The sequence below is a fragment of the Dorea longicatena genome, assembly GCF_025150085.1.
Lineage (GTDB): Bacteria > Bacillota > Clostridia > Lachnospirales > Lachnospiraceae > Dorea_A > Dorea_A longicatena.
Map to the genome: position 1 here is coordinate 764,124 of NZ_CP102280.1, position 14,863 is coordinate 778,986.

At 41.0% G+C, this 14,863-nt stretch carries 13 protein-coding genes and 1 pseudogene; 13 read left to right on the plus strand and 1 reads right to left on the minus strand.

From position 1 onward, the window contains the following. The first annotated feature begins 106 nt into the window (after positions 1 to 106). From NQ508_RS03705 to NQ508_RS14225, 8 genes and pseudogenes are all read left to right on the plus strand, one after another. On the plus strand, positions 107 to 781 hold the full coding sequence (locus NQ508_RS03705; protein WP_006426335.1) for an ABC transporter ATP-binding protein: 675 nt from the start codon (positions 107 to 109) through the stop codon (positions 779 to 781). Continuing rightward, positions 778 to 3,222: an ABC transporter permease gene (locus NQ508_RS03710; protein WP_006426334.1), complete on the plus strand. Its 2,445-nt coding sequence runs from the start codon at positions 778 to 780 to the stop codon at positions 3,220 to 3,222. Before NQ508_RS03705 ends, NQ508_RS03710 begins: the two co-directional genes overlap by 4 nt. Positions 3,223 to 3,523: 301 nt before the next feature. Next, positions 3,524 to 3,949 carry a GNAT family N-acetyltransferase gene (locus NQ508_RS03715; RefSeq protein ID WP_006426333.1) on the plus strand — a complete coding sequence of 142 codons (426 nt, stop codon included), beginning with the start codon at positions 3,524 to 3,526 and terminating at the stop codon, positions 3,947 to 3,949. A 112-nt stretch (positions 3,950 to 4,061) separates the two neighbouring features. Next, positions 4,062 to 6,314, plus strand: coding sequence for an ATP-binding cassette domain-containing protein (locus NQ508_RS03720; protein WP_022416195.1), 2,253 nt, complete (start codon positions 4,062 to 4,064; stop codon positions 6,312 to 6,314). A gap of 11 nt (positions 6,315 to 6,325) precedes the next feature. After that, positions 6,326 to 6,505: a GNAT family protein gene (locus NQ508_RS03725; RefSeq protein ID WP_006426331.1), complete on the plus strand. Its 180-nt coding sequence runs from the start codon at positions 6,326 to 6,328 to the stop codon at positions 6,503 to 6,505. A gap of 92 nt (positions 6,506 to 6,597) precedes the next feature. Further along, on the plus strand, positions 6,598 to 6,963 hold the full coding sequence (locus tag NQ508_RS03730) for a DUF4186 domain-containing protein (protein WP_044919428.1): 366 nt from the start codon (positions 6,598 to 6,600) through the stop codon (positions 6,961 to 6,963). Beyond that, positions 6,960 to 7,649, plus strand: coding sequence for a Uma2 family endonuclease (locus NQ508_RS03735; protein ID WP_006426329.1), 690 nt, complete (start codon positions 6,960 to 6,962; stop codon positions 7,647 to 7,649). Before NQ508_RS03730 ends, NQ508_RS03735 begins: the two co-directional genes overlap by 4 nt. A 78-nt stretch (positions 7,650 to 7,727) precedes the next feature. Then, positions 7,728 to 7,841, plus strand: a pseudogene (locus NQ508_RS14225) (LysR family transcriptional regulator); the annotation flags it as partial. A 222-nt stretch (positions 7,842 to 8,063) separates the two neighbouring features. On the opposite strand, the gene NQ508_RS03745 reads toward NQ508_RS14225, so the two are convergent. After that, positions 8,064 to 8,297 carry an aldo/keto reductase gene (locus NQ508_RS03745; protein WP_055213719.1) on the minus strand — a complete coding sequence of 78 codons (234 nt, stop codon included), beginning with the start codon at positions 8,295 to 8,297 and terminating at the stop codon, positions 8,064 to 8,066. A gap of 218 nt (positions 8,298 to 8,515) precedes the next feature. On the opposite strand from NQ508_RS03745, the gene NQ508_RS03750 reads away from it, so the two are divergent. From NQ508_RS03750 to NQ508_RS03770, 5 genes are all read left to right on the plus strand, one after another. Further along, positions 8,516 to 9,388, plus strand: a complete 873-nt coding sequence (locus NQ508_RS03750; RefSeq protein WP_006426325.1) for a DMT family transporter — start codon at positions 8,516 to 8,518, stop codon at positions 9,386 to 9,388. A gap of 93 nt (positions 9,389 to 9,481) precedes the next feature. Continuing rightward, entirely contained in the window at positions 9,482 to 10,204 is a 723-nt protein-coding gene (locus NQ508_RS03755; RefSeq protein ID WP_006426324.1) for a response regulator transcription factor, read from the plus strand. Then, the gene (locus NQ508_RS03760) at positions 10,167 to 11,447 is read left to right on the plus strand and encodes a sensor histidine kinase (RefSeq protein WP_044919422.1); all 1,281 of its coding nucleotides are present in this window, start codon (positions 10,167 to 10,169) and stop codon (positions 11,445 to 11,447) included. Before NQ508_RS03755 ends, NQ508_RS03760 begins: the two co-directional genes overlap by 38 nt. Before the next feature lie 235 nt (positions 11,448 to 11,682). Continuing rightward, complete coding sequence (locus NQ508_RS03765) at positions 11,683 to 12,381, plus strand: ABC transporter ATP-binding protein (protein WP_006426322.1); 699 nt, start codon at positions 11,683 to 11,685, stop codon at positions 12,379 to 12,381. Positions 12,382 to 12,395: 14 nt separating this feature from the next. Further along, entirely contained in the window at positions 12,396 to 14,708 is a 2,313-nt protein-coding gene (locus NQ508_RS03770; protein ID WP_006426321.1) for an ABC transporter permease, read from the plus strand. Positions 14,709 to 14,863: the final 155 nt, after the last annotated feature.

The window sequence follows — 14,863 nt, forward strand, 5'->3', positions numbered from 1 at the left end:
GTAAGACTTCTGCTCGTTTTTTGAAAGTGAAATGAAAGATTATCCTGATACAATTTGGATGTAGGGTGAAAAGGTACACTTTACAGAATTAAAAAGGAGGCAACACATGAGTGTGATATTAGAAACCAAGCAGCTTTGTAAGTTTTATGGCGCGGGTGAGAATCAGGTCAAAGCGGTCAATCAGGTGGACATTCAGATTGAGCAGGGAGAATTTGTCGCAATTGTTGGAAAGTCAGGTTCCGGTAAAAGTACATTACTTCATATGCTTGGAGGGCTAGATACCCCGACAAAAGGCAGTGTTACTTTAGCAGGGAAAGATTTATACAGGATGAAGGAAGATGCCCTTGCTGTTTTCCGCAGAAGAAAAATCGGATTTGTTTTTCAGGCATTTAATCTGGTTTCATCTGTTAATGTCTGGGAAAATATTGTACTGCCACTGGGGCTGGATGGAAGAAAAGTGGATGAAGCGTATGTAAATGATATCATTGCAACTCTGGGGATTGAAAACCGGATTTATAATCTGCCAAATCAGTTATCCGGAGGACAGCAGCAGAGAGTAGCAATTGCAAGAGCACTGGTGAATCGTCCGGAAATTATATTTGCAGATGAGCCGACAGGAAATCTTGATTCTAAGACCAGTGATGAGGTAATCGCTCTGCTTAAGATGACAGCAAAAAAATATGGACAGACAATTGTAATGATTACCCATGATGACGAAATTGCACAGGTCGCTGACCGTATTCTGGTGATTGAGGACGGACAGGTGGTGGATTTCAGATGAAGACAATAAGCAGGATTGCATATAGCAATGACAAAAGGAACAGGACAAGAAGTATACTGATCATGATGGCAATCTGTCTGACCACGATGCTGCTTGTTATCATCAGTACTGTGGGAAATGGGGCAATTCATTTACAGAAAGGTCAGGCGGCAGGATCATATGGAAGCAATTATGGTCTGTTTGTTTCCGCAGACGGATCGCAGTTAAAAGAAGTAAACCGCCGTGCGGAAATAGATGCTACAGGCACTATGCGCACCGAAGGTATCATAAAAGGCAATGAAAAAGGCGGGTTTGTCTGCATGGATGAGACTGCAAGAAAAATGCTTCCTTATAATAAAGAATATGAGTTGAAGGAAGGAAAGTATCCGGAAAAAATGCAGGAAATTGCCGCAGGAAGAGCATTTTTTCGTGCAATGGGGTATGGTGATGTAAAGATCGGAGATACGGTTACACTGGATTACCGCGCAGGGATGCAGTCAGAATATAAGCCGGAAGAATTTGTTGTCAGCGGAATCCTATATGATCGGGATGAATATACCATCGAGGCATCTTATGTTGCTTTTGGGTCACAGGAGTTTTATGATGAGCACGTCGCAGAGAATGACAGACAGTATAATATTTATTTTACTTTAAATGATTCTGCAAATGTATCTATGAATAATATTGATTCGGTTATAAAGCAGATTGCAGCAGCTTGTGGGATCGAAGAAAAAAACGTTATAGTCAATGATCTCTATTTGCAATGGGTCTTGCAGCCGAGTTATGAAACGATTGCGGTAGGCGGGGTTTTGATTCTTGCAATTGTACTTTTCTCTGTTGTGGTCATTTATAATATTTTTCAGGTCGGTATTGCCAACAAGATACAGGAGTATGGAAAAATCAAGGCTCTGGGAGCAACAAAAAAGCAGATGAAACAACTGATCTTCAGAGAGGGTATGTTTTTGACATTTTTTTCAATACCAGTTGGATTGCTTTTTGGCTTTCTGATTGCAAAATGCGGTTTTAACTGGCTGGTAGAACAGGGGAATCTTGTATCAACCGGAACTGACTCTATGGGAGTCCAAAATCAGCAGGTGTCACTGTTTTCCCTGCCTGTTATGCTTCTATGTATTTTCGTATCATTTCTTACCGTTGCTTTGGCACTGCGTAAACCAATGAAAATTGTTTCACGGATTTCACCTATCGAAGCAACACGGTATTTAGAAAATGCAGAAACACAAAAAAAAGGAAAACGAAATGGCAGAAAAAATGTCACCGTGTTTTCTATGGCAATGGCAAATATAACGGGTAATCCAAAAAGAACCATTGGTACCATCCTCACACTGGGGCTTTCCTGCGCATTGTTTGTGATTATCTCTAATTATGTGGGAAATATTGACACGGAGCATGAAGCACGTCTTTCCGTTAATCATGGACAATTTGAACTGCAGCTTGACTATTCTTCTGAGTATGATGAAAGATATCCGGAGAATAATCTGGATACGATTCTGACGGATAATCCATTGAATGATTCGCTGATTGAAGAAATCAAAAGCATTCCGGGAGTGACAGATGTCATGACGAGAGAGATTGTCTCTGTAAATCTGAACGGAACAAGATTTCCGGCTGCTGTTGTGAGTAAAAAGGATTTTGATTTTATGCGCCAAGATGGGGATATTGGTTCTATGGACTATGATCAGGCGGTAAAGAATGGTGATATTTTCTTTGGCTGGTCGGCGTGGATGGAACAAGATGGATATACTCCGGGTGAATCTATTGTATTTGACTTTGAGAATGGAAGTGGAACCTATACCTATCAGGGAAAGATTGCAGGATCTTTTGTAAGTGCGGACACTTATCTTGTCATTCCAGAAGATGTATACCGTTCCATGAATCCGAGAGGAACAGCCTATGGATATCTGTGGGTGGACTGTGATAAAAAAGATGTGGCATCTGTGGAACAGAGTCTGAATACTTTGATTTCTAATACTTCGCATATAAAAATGAATACCTATCATGCACAGTTAGAATCTGCAGAATCAGTAACCCGCATGATGAAGCTTGGCTGTTATCTGTTTATGGCGGTTGTAGGACTCATCGGTTTTATGAATATGGCAAACACCATGATCATGAATATTACGACAAAAAAGCAGGAATATGGTGTATTACAGGCTGTGGGCATGACAAATAAACAATTAAATTTATGCCTGCAGTTACAGGGACTGATTTTTACGGTTGGCACCATATGCGTAGCTTTGATTATTGGTTTGCCGCTCGGTTATGCACTTTTTTCCTATGCAAAGCATAATGGAATATTTGGAATGAATATTTATCATGTTCCAATCGTACCAATTTTTATTATGATTTTTTTTGTCGGTCTGTTGCAGATTGTACTTTCCTGCGTTTTAAGCAGTAATCTGAAAAAGGAAACGCTGGTAGAAAGAATAAGGTATCAGGGATAGCAAGTAACCAAGCTGTCACTCGGGCAATGAGTGGCAGCTTGGTTTGCGAGTATACGTCAAAAGATTCTGTGCCCCTTTGACATTATCATAATTCAAAAAACTCTTCTGCATCTCCCCGCCGCTTTCAAAAATACACATTTTTTTATTTCTTGAAAGTGGAAACTATGTAAAGGCAATCCGATTCTTTACTTAATTTCAGGAAAAAGAAAAAATATCAAAAAATTGATGATTAATGGTGAGCTTGTGATAGAATGAAAAAAAGAGAAAAGCATAAAGGATGTAGTTGGGGAGAATATTTGTTATGATTAGAAAGTTGCTGAACGGAGATGTAGATAGAGTTGCTGATATATGGTTAAAGACAAATCTGAAAGCACACTATTTTATTTCCAATCGATACTGGACAAGTAATTATGAATTAGTGAAAGAAATGGTGTCACAATCCGAAGTCTATGTGTTTGAAGCGGATAAAATGATACAAGGATTTGTAGGACTAAATGATGAATATATCGAAGGTATTTTTGTCGCTGAAGAAATGCAGTCATGTGGCATAGGTAAGCTTTTATTGGATTATATTGAGGATAAAAAAGTTAGATTACAATTAAATGTATACCAGAAGAATACCAGAGCAATTTCTTTTTACCAAAGAGAAGGGTTCATTATTCAATGCGAAGGTTTGGATGAAGCTACTGGTGAAAAAGAGTACACTATGCTATGGAAACAAAAATAAAAATCGAAATTTAACTATATAAAAAAGATGAAACGAAGGAGGCGGATTACTTAGAAAAGGCATGGACAGTACACGAATCCAAATGCCTTTTATGAGCGAAAGAAACAGAAAAATGGAAAATAACGAACAGGATTTTATAAATATTATCAATGCGACAGAAAATAATTTAAAACACGTTTCTTTAAAAATTCCCAAGAAACAAATCACAGTTTTTACCGGAGTATCCGGTTCGGGAAAGTCTTCTCTTTGTCTGGATACGATTGCGGCAGAATCGAGAAGGGAACTGAATGTAACATTTCCAAGTTTTGTGCAGCAGTTTTTGCCCAAATATGGCCGCCCGGAAGTAGACCGCATGGAAAATCTTCCGGTCACGATCGTAATCGATCAGAAAAAACCGGCTGCTAATTCGAGGTCTACGGTTGGTACTTACACCGATATTTATGCGTTGCTGCGCCTGCTTTTTTCTCGTGTCGGAAAACCTTTTGTCGGATATTCGGATAGTTTTTCCTTCAATCATCCAAGCGGAAAATGTGAGCGCTGCGAAGGTCTTGGAGTTGTGACAGAATTAGATATACACAAGCTTGTAGATTTTGATAAATGTTTAAACGATGAAGGGGTTATTAAATGGCCCGCATTTACAACCGGAGCCTGGAGATGGAAACGATATGCTTACAGCGGTCTGTTTGATCTGAATAAGAAGATTAAAGATTATTCAAAAGAAGAGATGGATCTGTTCCTTTATTCTCCGCAGATCCGTCTTAAAAATCCACCGGATAACTGGCCGAAATCTGCGAAATATGAAGGAATTTATCCGCGTATGTACCGCAGTATCATCACATCCAAAGAAGGGCAGCTTCATAAGAAAGAACTGGATCGGATTGTCAGCACATTTACATGTCCGGTCTGCCATGGAGCCAGACTGAATGCAAAGATCCGCAGCTGCCTGATCAATGGCAAGAATATCTGTGAAGTTTCCGATATGCCGATTCCTGAGGCAGCAGAATTTATCCGTCAGATTGAAGATCCGCTGGCACGTGACATAAAAACGGAGATCTTAAAACGGATGAATGCGCTTACTGAGATTGGTCTGGGTTATCTTTCGCTCAGCCGGGGAACGGATACACTTTCCGGCGGCGAGGCACAGCGGATTAAAATTGCCAGATATATCAATTCACCGCTTACAGATATGATGTATGTACTGGATGAGCCAAGTGTAGGACTGCATTCAAGAGATATCCAGAAGCTGAAAAATTCCCTGATCAAATTAAAAGAACATGGAAATACAGTTCTGATCGTGGAACATCACCGGGAAATTATTGCATTGGCGGATCATATTGTGGATATGGGACCGGAAGCCGGTATAAACGGTGGACAGATTATGTACCAGGGCAGTTACGAAGGACTTTTAAAGGCTGATACGGTGACAGGGCGTATGCTGCGGACAAAAACGCCGGTAAAAATGGAATATAGAAAGCCGACAGGCTGGTATCAGCTCGAGCATGCCAATCTTCATAATCTAAAGAATGTAAATGTGAAACTTCCACTTGGCGTTATGACAGTCATTGCCGGCGTGGCCGGTTCCGGAAAAAGTTCGCTGATGGAATATTTTACCAGCCAGTATCCGGGAGAGGTTATTTCAATCAGACAGAAAGATATAGGGATCAATTTAAGATCGACCCCGGCTACCTATCTGGACATTGCAGATAAGATCAGGGCTCTGTTTGCTAAGGAAAATCATATTGCACGGTCATATTTCAGCTTTAATTCCAAAGGGGCATGTCCTGTATGCCAGGGAAAAGGGGTTATTATATCGGATATGGCCTATATGGATTCTATTGAGACGGTTTGTGAGGTATGTCATGGAACCAGGTATTCGGAAGAAGTGCTGAAGTATCAGTATAAGGGAAAAAACATTGCTGAAGTTATGAATATGACTGTACGTCAGGCAATTCGGTTTTTTGAAAACACTGATTTCGTCAATAAACTCGATATGCTGGAGCAGGTTGGACTGGGATATCTGCATCTGAATCAGTCTATGACGACACTTTCGGGTGGAGAACTGCAGCGTGTAAAGCTGGCGGACAAGCTTGAAGAGCGCGGACAGATCTTCATTCTGGATGAACCGACAGACGGACTGCATCTGGATGACATCAGACGGCTGATGAAACTTTTCAACAAGATGACGGACCAGGGCAATACGCTGTTTATTATCGAACATAGTCTTGACGTTATGAAGGATGCGGACTATATTGTTGAACTTGGACCGGAAGGAGGTCAGGCTGGCGGCGAGATTCTCTTTACAGGGACGCCGAAAGAAATGTTAGAATCTTCCGGTAGTGTGACTCGTGAGTATTTATCAGATTGAGGAAGCAACTTATGTCAAATACGAAGCCATTCTGGAAAATCACATCAAACCAGGAAGTAACGGTCAATGAACAGAATCCACAGGCTGTTGGATTCTATGAACATCTGGGATTTCAGACATATAAGAGAACGGAGTGTGATGAGGAAGGTAATCCGTATCCGCTTATATATATGAAACGTAATATATGTTAGATCTATAAAGTGGAAAAATCATCTAGTATATGTTAATATAGTATCTAAGATAGGTTGAAACACATTTACAAATGAAAAGAGGCATGAAAAAGATGACAAAGGAAGAATGGTATCAGCAATTATTTTCCCGTCTGGAACAGTCCAAATTCAGAAGCAGTTTTCATCTGAAAGAAAAGGACAAGGCATATATACGTGAAAAGGGTATGGATACCATCCGGCGTCACGCCGAAGATTTTATTGCAAAGAGAGAAGCACCTGCAGTGATCCCCAATGACGGAAAGCAGACGCCGATGCGGGGACACCCGGTATTCATAGCACAACATGCAACCGCGACATGCTGCAGGGGATGCATATATAAATGGCATAAGATGCGTCCGGGCAAAGAGTTAAGTAAGGTGCAGCAGGAATATCTGGTGGATGTCATCATGACGTGGATCGAGGGTGAGATGAAGCGATGAAACAAGATGATATGGAAAAAGAAAAGAAAAAATGTTCTGGAACATATCTGGAGGACAGCCATCCGGATATCTATCCGGAGAGTGTAAAAGAAGAAAGCGGTTATTATGTGGCAACAAAGAAGAAACAAGGCGAATATACAATAGAGGATTATCGGAAACTTCCGGAAGATGAAAGAGCCGAACTGATCGATGGAACGATATATGACATGGCAGCACCGCTTAGTGTACATCAGCTGCTGGCATCCAAGATATATAGTTCGCTTGCCGGATACATTGAAAAGAACCAAGGCGCTTGTATTCCAATGTTTGCGCCGGTGGATGTACAACTGGATCAGGACGATAAAACGATGGTACAGCCGGATCTTATGATCGTCTGTGACAGAAAAAAGCTTACCAGACAGGGGGTTTTCGGTGCGCCGGATTTTATTATTGAGATCCTGTCTGAAAGTACAAGGAAGAAGGACAGTTATCTGAAGCTTATGAAGTATCAGAAAGCGGGGGTAAGAGAATACTGGCTGGTGGATCCGGATAAGAAAAAAGTGATTGTGTATGATCTGGAGAAAGTCGAGATACCAGTGATATATGGATTTACAGATCAGGTACCTGTGCGGATATTCGATGGAAAATGTGTGGTCGATTTTTCACTGATCTATGAAAATATCAAATTTATATATGAACAATCATGACAATTGCTTTTCGTACGAACAAAAATAAGCTACAATGAGCATATGAAAAGAAAAACGGATAAACAGGAGCAAAAAAGTATGGAACTTCGGGTGTTGAAATACTTTCTGATGGCAGCGCGTGAAGAGAATATTACAAGAACAGCAAAGCTTCTTCATATTACACAGCCGACACTGTCAAGACAGCTGATGCGTCCTGATCTGGCGCAAAAACGAAGCACTGTCAGAGACCGTAAAAAAATTCCTGGATGTATTCTCCGAAAAAAGAACATGATTTAAAAATCACAAAAAACTACGCAGCCCCGTAGGAAAAATATAATAGGATGCAGGTGACTTTGAACGAAGTGAACGGAACCAGCATCCTATTATATTTTTCCTACGGGGCTACATAGCTTTTAAGGCACACAATTTTTGAATCTAAACAATACTCATAAACCACTCCACCGTAGCCGGATCGTGATGTGAGAAGAACAGACTCTCTCCGCCATCCAGAGCTTCCAGTGTCTTCATATCTTCCTCAGAAAGTGTAAAATCAAATACATTAAAGTTCTCTTCCATACGTTCTTTATGAACGGACTTTGGAATTACAACAACGCCACTCTGGATCAGGAAGCGAAGAGCAACCTGTGCAGGTGTCTTTTGTTTTACCACGAATTTTGCAACGGATGTGAACCATCTTCTGAAGGGAAGAAAGGTCATTCCGCTGACGGATCCGGAGGCGGATGTGACGTATCATCTGATCTGCCGGAAAGAGAAGGAAGAACTTGTGAAGAATTATAAATAGACAGAGCGGAGACTGGTGAGAATGTGTTATACTGGTCGGGAATGAAAATAAATAAAAATACACAAGAGATACATGGGAGAAAGATATGAGTGAGAAATCAATGAGCAAAGATACAAGAAAGAATGTGATACTGCTGCATATTGCGGTTATGTGTTTTAGCTGCTCCGGTGTGATCGGTCAGTATGTACAGGTTCCGGCGGTACAGGTGGCAATGGGAAGAGTCATCTGTTCGTCGTTACTTTTACTGGCAATATCGCTGGTGTGTAAAGACAAGTTGACACTGGATTCGAAGAAAGATTACGGACTTATGATTTTGACAGGTGTTGTGATGGCAATCCACTGGTCTAGTTTCTTTCAATCGATCCAGACATCGTCCGTGGCAATCGGGACCATTACATTTTCAACTTTCCCACTGTTTCTGACATTTCTGGAACCTTTATTATTCCATGAGAAGATATGCGGTAAGAATATTTTGAATGCTTTGATCCTTTTGATGGGAGTATTGATCACGATTCCGGAATTTTCAGTGGAGAATAAAGTGACGATTGGAATTCTCTGGGGAATGCTGGCAAGTTTTACTTATGCAGTAATGACGTTATCAAACCGGTATTTTTCCAGCAGATACAAAGGACGTACCATCTGTTTGTATGAACAGGGAACAGCAGCAATTGCATTGCTTCCGGCGTTGGTACTGGTGAAAGCAGAATGGCGTCCGGTGGATTTCGCAGGTGTTGCAACAATTGGTTTTTTATGTACGGCGATTGCCTATTCTTTATATGTAACGGCGCAGAAAGGTGTAAAAGCGCAGACTGCGGGAATCATTTCCGGTATGGAGACGGTATACGGGATCGTATTTGCACTGATCTTCTTAAGAGAAATCCCTACGGTCAGAGAACTGGTCGGAGGTGCAGTGATACTTGGAATCGCATTTTATTCGTCCTTGCATAGCGAAGATTAATCATAAGAAATTTTTAAGAATTGTATCGGGAAATATTTAAATCATGAACGATATAGTAAGCATGCAAAGAAAAAGAGGGGAGAGACGAAAGAAATGGAGGCAGAAAAAATATTAGTAGTAGATGATAACAAAGAAATCGTCTACTCCATCAGTGAACTGTTAAAGTATGAAGGGTATGAGACTTTGAAAGCATATGACGGTATGGAAGCACTGGATATTATGGAGCGGGAGAATGTAGACCTGATCCTTCTGGATGTGATGATGCCAAGACTCAACGGTCTGTCGGCACTGATGAAGCTGCGTGAGAAAAGCAGGATTCCGGTAATCATCCTGTCGGCCAAGACGGAAGAAAGTGATAAGGTGTCGGGACTTACGCTCGGAGCAGATGACTATATTGAGAAGCCGTATAATCCTGCGGAGCTGATCGCCAGAGTGAAAGCGCATTTACGCAGATACCGCGCATGGAGCGGTGGAGAAACGGAGAAAAAGAAAGATCCGGATCAGATCGTGAATGGCGGTCTGGTACTGGATAAAAAGCAGAGAGTCATCTTTGTTGAAGGAGAAGAAGTGCATCTGACGGCAACGGAGTATAAGATCCTGGAGCTATTGATGGCGCATCCCGGGCAGGTATTTCCGGCAGAGCAGATCTATGAGAATGTATGGCAGGAAACAGCAGATTATACTGTAGAGAATACTGTAATGGTACATATCCGTCATATCAGGGAAAAAGTGGAGATTGATGCGAAGAAGCCAAGATATGTAAAGGTGGTGTGGGGAATTGGATACAAAATGGAAAAATACGGTAAAAGTAATTAAAAAGTTTATAAAAGAATATTATGATTGCGTATTTGGATTTCTGCTGTTTATAATTGGAAGCTTCCTGTTCTTTGTGGTGTTAGTGAACAGATATTATTTCAGTACATGGGGCGTATGGAGAATCTGCCTGATCGGCAATATCCTGGTGCAGCCGGGAATCTGGCTGCTCGTACGCAGGTATATGAAACTGAGATATCGGAACTGGAGTCAGAAAGGGAGTGCAGAGACCTATCTGCAGGATACAGAAGACAGTATCTATTATCAGACCTGGAAGGCGAAAGAAAAACAGTCGGAAAAAAGATTTCGGAATATACTGGCGGTAGAACTGTCGGCAGCAGCGGCATATCTTTTCTTTATCAGTTACAGCAGCGGATGGGGATGGAATTATGCAGCCGGATATATGATGGTAGCAACGGTGTTTATAGAATATATCTGCTGCCGGGAAGTGATCCAGAGATACTGGAGAAATGAGCTGGATCAGATCATGGAGCAGACGGAGAGCTTCTTTCAGAAGCGTCTGGAACAGGCGCTGGAGATTGAACGGAAGAGTCTGGAAAAGGTATCGAGAAGTGACCAGTTAAGAGTAGACTTGATCACAAATGTATCGCATGATCTGAAGACGCCGCTGACTTCCATCGTCGGATATCTGGAACTGATCAAAAAAGAAGAATTAAGTGATGTAGTGAGGGACTATGTAGACGTGATATCGACAAGAGCAGGAAAGCTTGGTGAGATGATCAACAGCCTGTTTTCGCTGGCAAAAGCGAGCAGTGGGAATGTAGAACTTCACAAAGAAACTTTTGAGCTTAATCGTCTGATGGAACAGATATTTGCAGATATGGATGACCGGATAAAAGAAAGCGGGCTGAAATTTGTAACTCAGCTTACGGAAGAAGATACGGCAATTTATTCTGATAATTCATATTTTTATCGGATCTGCCAGAATTTGGTGGAAAATGCGCTGAAGTATTCGGCGAAAGGAACCAGGGTATTTGTCAAGACGTATAAAAAGGAAGCGGGAACAGATCAGAAAATAGTATTGGAGATTACGAATACATCCGGCTATGAGATGGATTTTGAAAAAGAAGATATCATCGAACGGTTTTCAAGAGGTGACAAGGCAAGAACCAGTGAGGGGAACGGACTGGGACTTGCAATCGTAAGTACCTATGCGAAAGCACTGGGAGGAGAATTTGATATTAAGATCGACTGTGATCAGTTCAAAGCGATTGTTTCGATATAAGAAAATGTAATAAGAAAAAGAATCAGGATAGGTTCAGATAAGTTGAGAATGAAAAGGATGACATAAGTAGAGAGTCATCCTTTTTTTAATACCAAATATGCAAAAATATAAAGATAAATTAGGAAAAATCTGACGAAAATTCCGGATGAAGACATTCTAAAAAAGGATTTCGTTGACAAATAAATAAGTTTAAACTAACATTGGTTATAGGAAGGTAACTGAAGGGAGGAGAATTATGTTTCTGGAAATAAGAGGAATTAAAAAGTCATTCGGGACAGGCGACAGCCGTGTGAACGTGTTGAAAGGTCTGGATCTGGATATTGAAAAAGGAGAATTTTGTGTCTTGCTTGGACCATCCGGTTCGGGTAAATCAACACTTCTGAATATCATAGGGGGAATTGATGGTGCTGATGAGGGCAGTATCACGATTGAAGGCGAACGTCTGGAGGATATGACGGAGAAGAAACTTTCACTGTATAGAAGAAAGCATCTGGGATATATTTTTCAGATGTATAACCTGATACCGAATCTGACGGTACGGGAGAATATTGAAGTAGGGGCATATTTGAGTGATCACCCGTTAGATGTGGATGAATTGTTACATACGCTTGGTCTTTATGAACATCAGAAAAAACTGCCGAATCAGTTATCAGGAGGACAGCAGCAGAGAACTGCGATCGGACGTGCAATTGTCAAGAATCCGGATATCCTGTTGTGCGATGAGCCGACCGGTGCGCTGGATTATCATACGTCCAAGGAAATCCTGAAACTGATCGAGACGGTAAATCAGAGATATGGCAATACGATTATCATGGTTACACATAATGATGCGATCAAAGACATGGCCGACCGGGTAGTGAAGTTAAGAGACGGAATGATTCGGAAGAATTACAGAAATGAAGTAAAGATTCCGGCGATCAATCTGGAATGGTAAGGAGGACATAACAGATGAAAAGTCCTTTAAGAAAAAGATTGCCGAGAGAATTAAAAAGTGAATTTGGAAAGTATTTAGTTGTCTTTATCATGATGGCAATAACGATTGGTTTCGTATCAGGATTCCTGGTAGCTGATGGAAGTATGCTCCGGGCATATGATGACAGCTTTCAAAAATACAATATCGAAGACGGATATTTCCAGACGAAGAAGAAGCTGACTCCGGCACAGAAAGAAGATATTGAAAAATCGGATGTAAAGGTATATGAGAATTTTTATATAGAGCAAAAGCTTACGAACGGAAGTACCATACGATTTTTCAAGAACCGGAAAGAGGTAGATAAGGTCTGCCTGATGAATGGGAAGATGCCGAAAAAGTCCGGTGAGATCGCTGTGGACCGTATGTATGCAGATAATAATGAGCTGAAAGTCGGGGATACGGTGAAAAATCGAAAGAAGACATTCCGGATTACAGGTCTTGTGGCACTTTCCGATTACAGTGCATTATTTCAGAATAATAATGATACGATGTTTGATGCTGTAAAGTTCGGAGTGGCAATTGTTACAGCCAAAGATTTTGAAGCATTGAATCAGGTAAAGGTACAGTATAATTATGCCTGGATCTATGATAAAAAACCTGCAACAGAGAAAAAAGAAAAGAAGATGGCCGAAGACCTGATGGAAGACATGGCAGATGTCGTGACGATAGAAAGTTTTGTACCACAATACCAGAATCAGTCGATCCATTTTACAGGGGATGATATGGGAAGCGACCGTGCGATGATCGTTATGCTGCTTTATATTGTAATGGCGATTCTTGCATTTGTATTCGGTATTACGATCAGCAATACGATCAGGAAAGAAGCGGGCGTGATCGGAACACTGCGTGCATCCGGGTATACAAGGCGCGAATTGATCTTACATTATATGGCACTTCCGGTTGTGATCACACTGATCGGGGCACTGGTCGGAAATATTCTCGGATATACAGTATTAAAGCAAGTATGTGCGGGGATGTACTATGGAAGTTACAGCCTTCCGACATATGTAACGGTCTGGAATGCAGAAGCATTCTGGATGACAACGGTTGTACCGGTTATTATCATGCTGGTGATCAACTATGGAATTTTACATTACAAATTAAGACTGTCGCCGCTTAAGTTCATAAGAAGAGATCTTTCTTCCAGAAAACAAAAAAGGGCAGTTCATTTAAGTACAAAACTCGGTATCTTCCGCAGATTCCGTCTGAGAGTTATTTTTCAGAATATCAGTAATTATTTGGTGCTGTTTGTAGGAATTATATTTGCAAATCTGCTGTTATTCTTCGGATTGCTGCTCCCGTCGGTACTGAACCATTATCAGGAAGAAATACAGGAAAATATGCTGGCAAAGTACCAGTATATGCTGGAGGTTCCGACGGATGCAATCAGTGGAAGTAAACTGGAAAGTTTACTATCGCTGATGCAGTATTCGAACGGCACGAAGACGGATAACAAGACAGCAGAAAAATTCAGTGCATACGCATTAAATACAATTCCGGGAGAGGCCAAGAGCGAAGAGGTAGTATTGTACGGAGTAGAACCGGACAGTAAGTATATTAAGGCAGATCTGGGAGATGGCGTATATATATCGACGGCATATGCAGATAAGTATCAAGTAGAACCGGGAGATAAGATTACATTAAAAGAAAAATACGAACGCAAACGCTACACATTCAAAGTAAAAGGAGTCTATGATTACAGCGGGGCAATCAGTGTATTTATGAGCCGTGACAAATTAAACGAGACATTTGATCTTGGAAGTGATTATTATGCGGGATATTTTGCAAATACAAAGATTAAAGACATTGATGAGAAATACATAGGGTCTGTAGTTGATCTGGAAGCACTGACGAAGGTATCAAGACAGCTGGATGTATCCATGGGAAATATGATGGGACTGGTCAATGGATTTGCGATCATGATCTATATGATTGTCATTTATCTGTTGTCAAAGATCATTATCGAGAAAAATGCGCAGTCCATTTCCATGACGAAGATCCTTGGATATACGAACGGAGAGATCAGCAGGCTGTATATTATGTCAACCATGGTTGTGGTTGTAATAGAACTGCTCTTAAGTCTTCCGATTGAAACGGTGGTTATGAATGTAATCTTCCGTGTAATGATGATGGAAAGTCTGACCGGATGGATCACACTGTGGATCGATCCAAAGATATATGTGGAAATGTTCCTGGTTGGATTTATTACCTATGTGGCGGTAGCACTTCTGGAATATCGGAAGATCAAAAAGGTTCCGATGGATGAAGCGTTGAAGAATGTGGAATAATCAAAAGAACGCATAGAAACGTATGACAGAAGGAATTGAATATAAAAAGAGGAGGAGAGAGAAGAGAAAAGTAGTTGCCCTAATGCTTTCTGGAATGATGATATCAGAGCTTCACTAGAATAAAAGAAAGGCAGAAAGGTGAAGTGAAGTTCATT

Coding starts and splice junctions, on each gene's coding strand:
- NQ508_RS03765 (WP_006426322.1), top strand. CDS start 11,683: ATGTTTCTGGAAATAAGAGGAATTAAAAAGTCATTCGGGACAGGCGAC.
- NQ508_RS03720 (WP_022416195.1), top strand. CDS start 4,062: ATGGAAAATAACGAACAGGATTTTATAAATATTATCAATGCGACAGAA.
- NQ508_RS03750 (WP_006426325.1), top strand. CDS start 8,516: ATGAGTGAGAAATCAATGAGCAAAGATACAAGAAAGAATGTGATACTG.
- NQ508_RS03770 (WP_006426321.1), top strand. CDS start 12,396: ATGAAAAGTCCTTTAAGAAAAAGATTGCCGAGAGAATTAAAAAGTGAA.
- NQ508_RS03755 (WP_006426324.1), top strand. CDS start 9,482: ATGGAGGCAGAAAAAATATTAGTAGTAGATGATAACAAAGAAATCGTC.
- NQ508_RS03705 (WP_006426335.1), top strand. CDS start 107: ATGAGTGTGATATTAGAAACCAAGCAGCTTTGTAAGTTTTATGGCGCG.
- NQ508_RS03710 (WP_006426334.1), top strand. CDS start 778: ATGAAGACAATAAGCAGGATTGCATATAGCAATGACAAAAGGAACAGG.
- NQ508_RS03715 (WP_006426333.1), top strand. CDS start 3,524: ATGATTAGAAAGTTGCTGAACGGAGATGTAGATAGAGTTGCTGATATA.
- NQ508_RS03725 (WP_006426331.1), top strand. CDS start 6,326: ATGTCAAATACGAAGCCATTCTGGAAAATCACATCAAACCAGGAAGTA.
- NQ508_RS03735 (WP_006426329.1), top strand. CDS start 6,960: ATGAAACAAGATGATATGGAAAAAGAAAAGAAAAAATGTTCTGGAACA.
- NQ508_RS03730 (WP_044919428.1), top strand. CDS start 6,598: ATGACAAAGGAAGAATGGTATCAGCAATTATTTTCCCGTCTGGAACAG.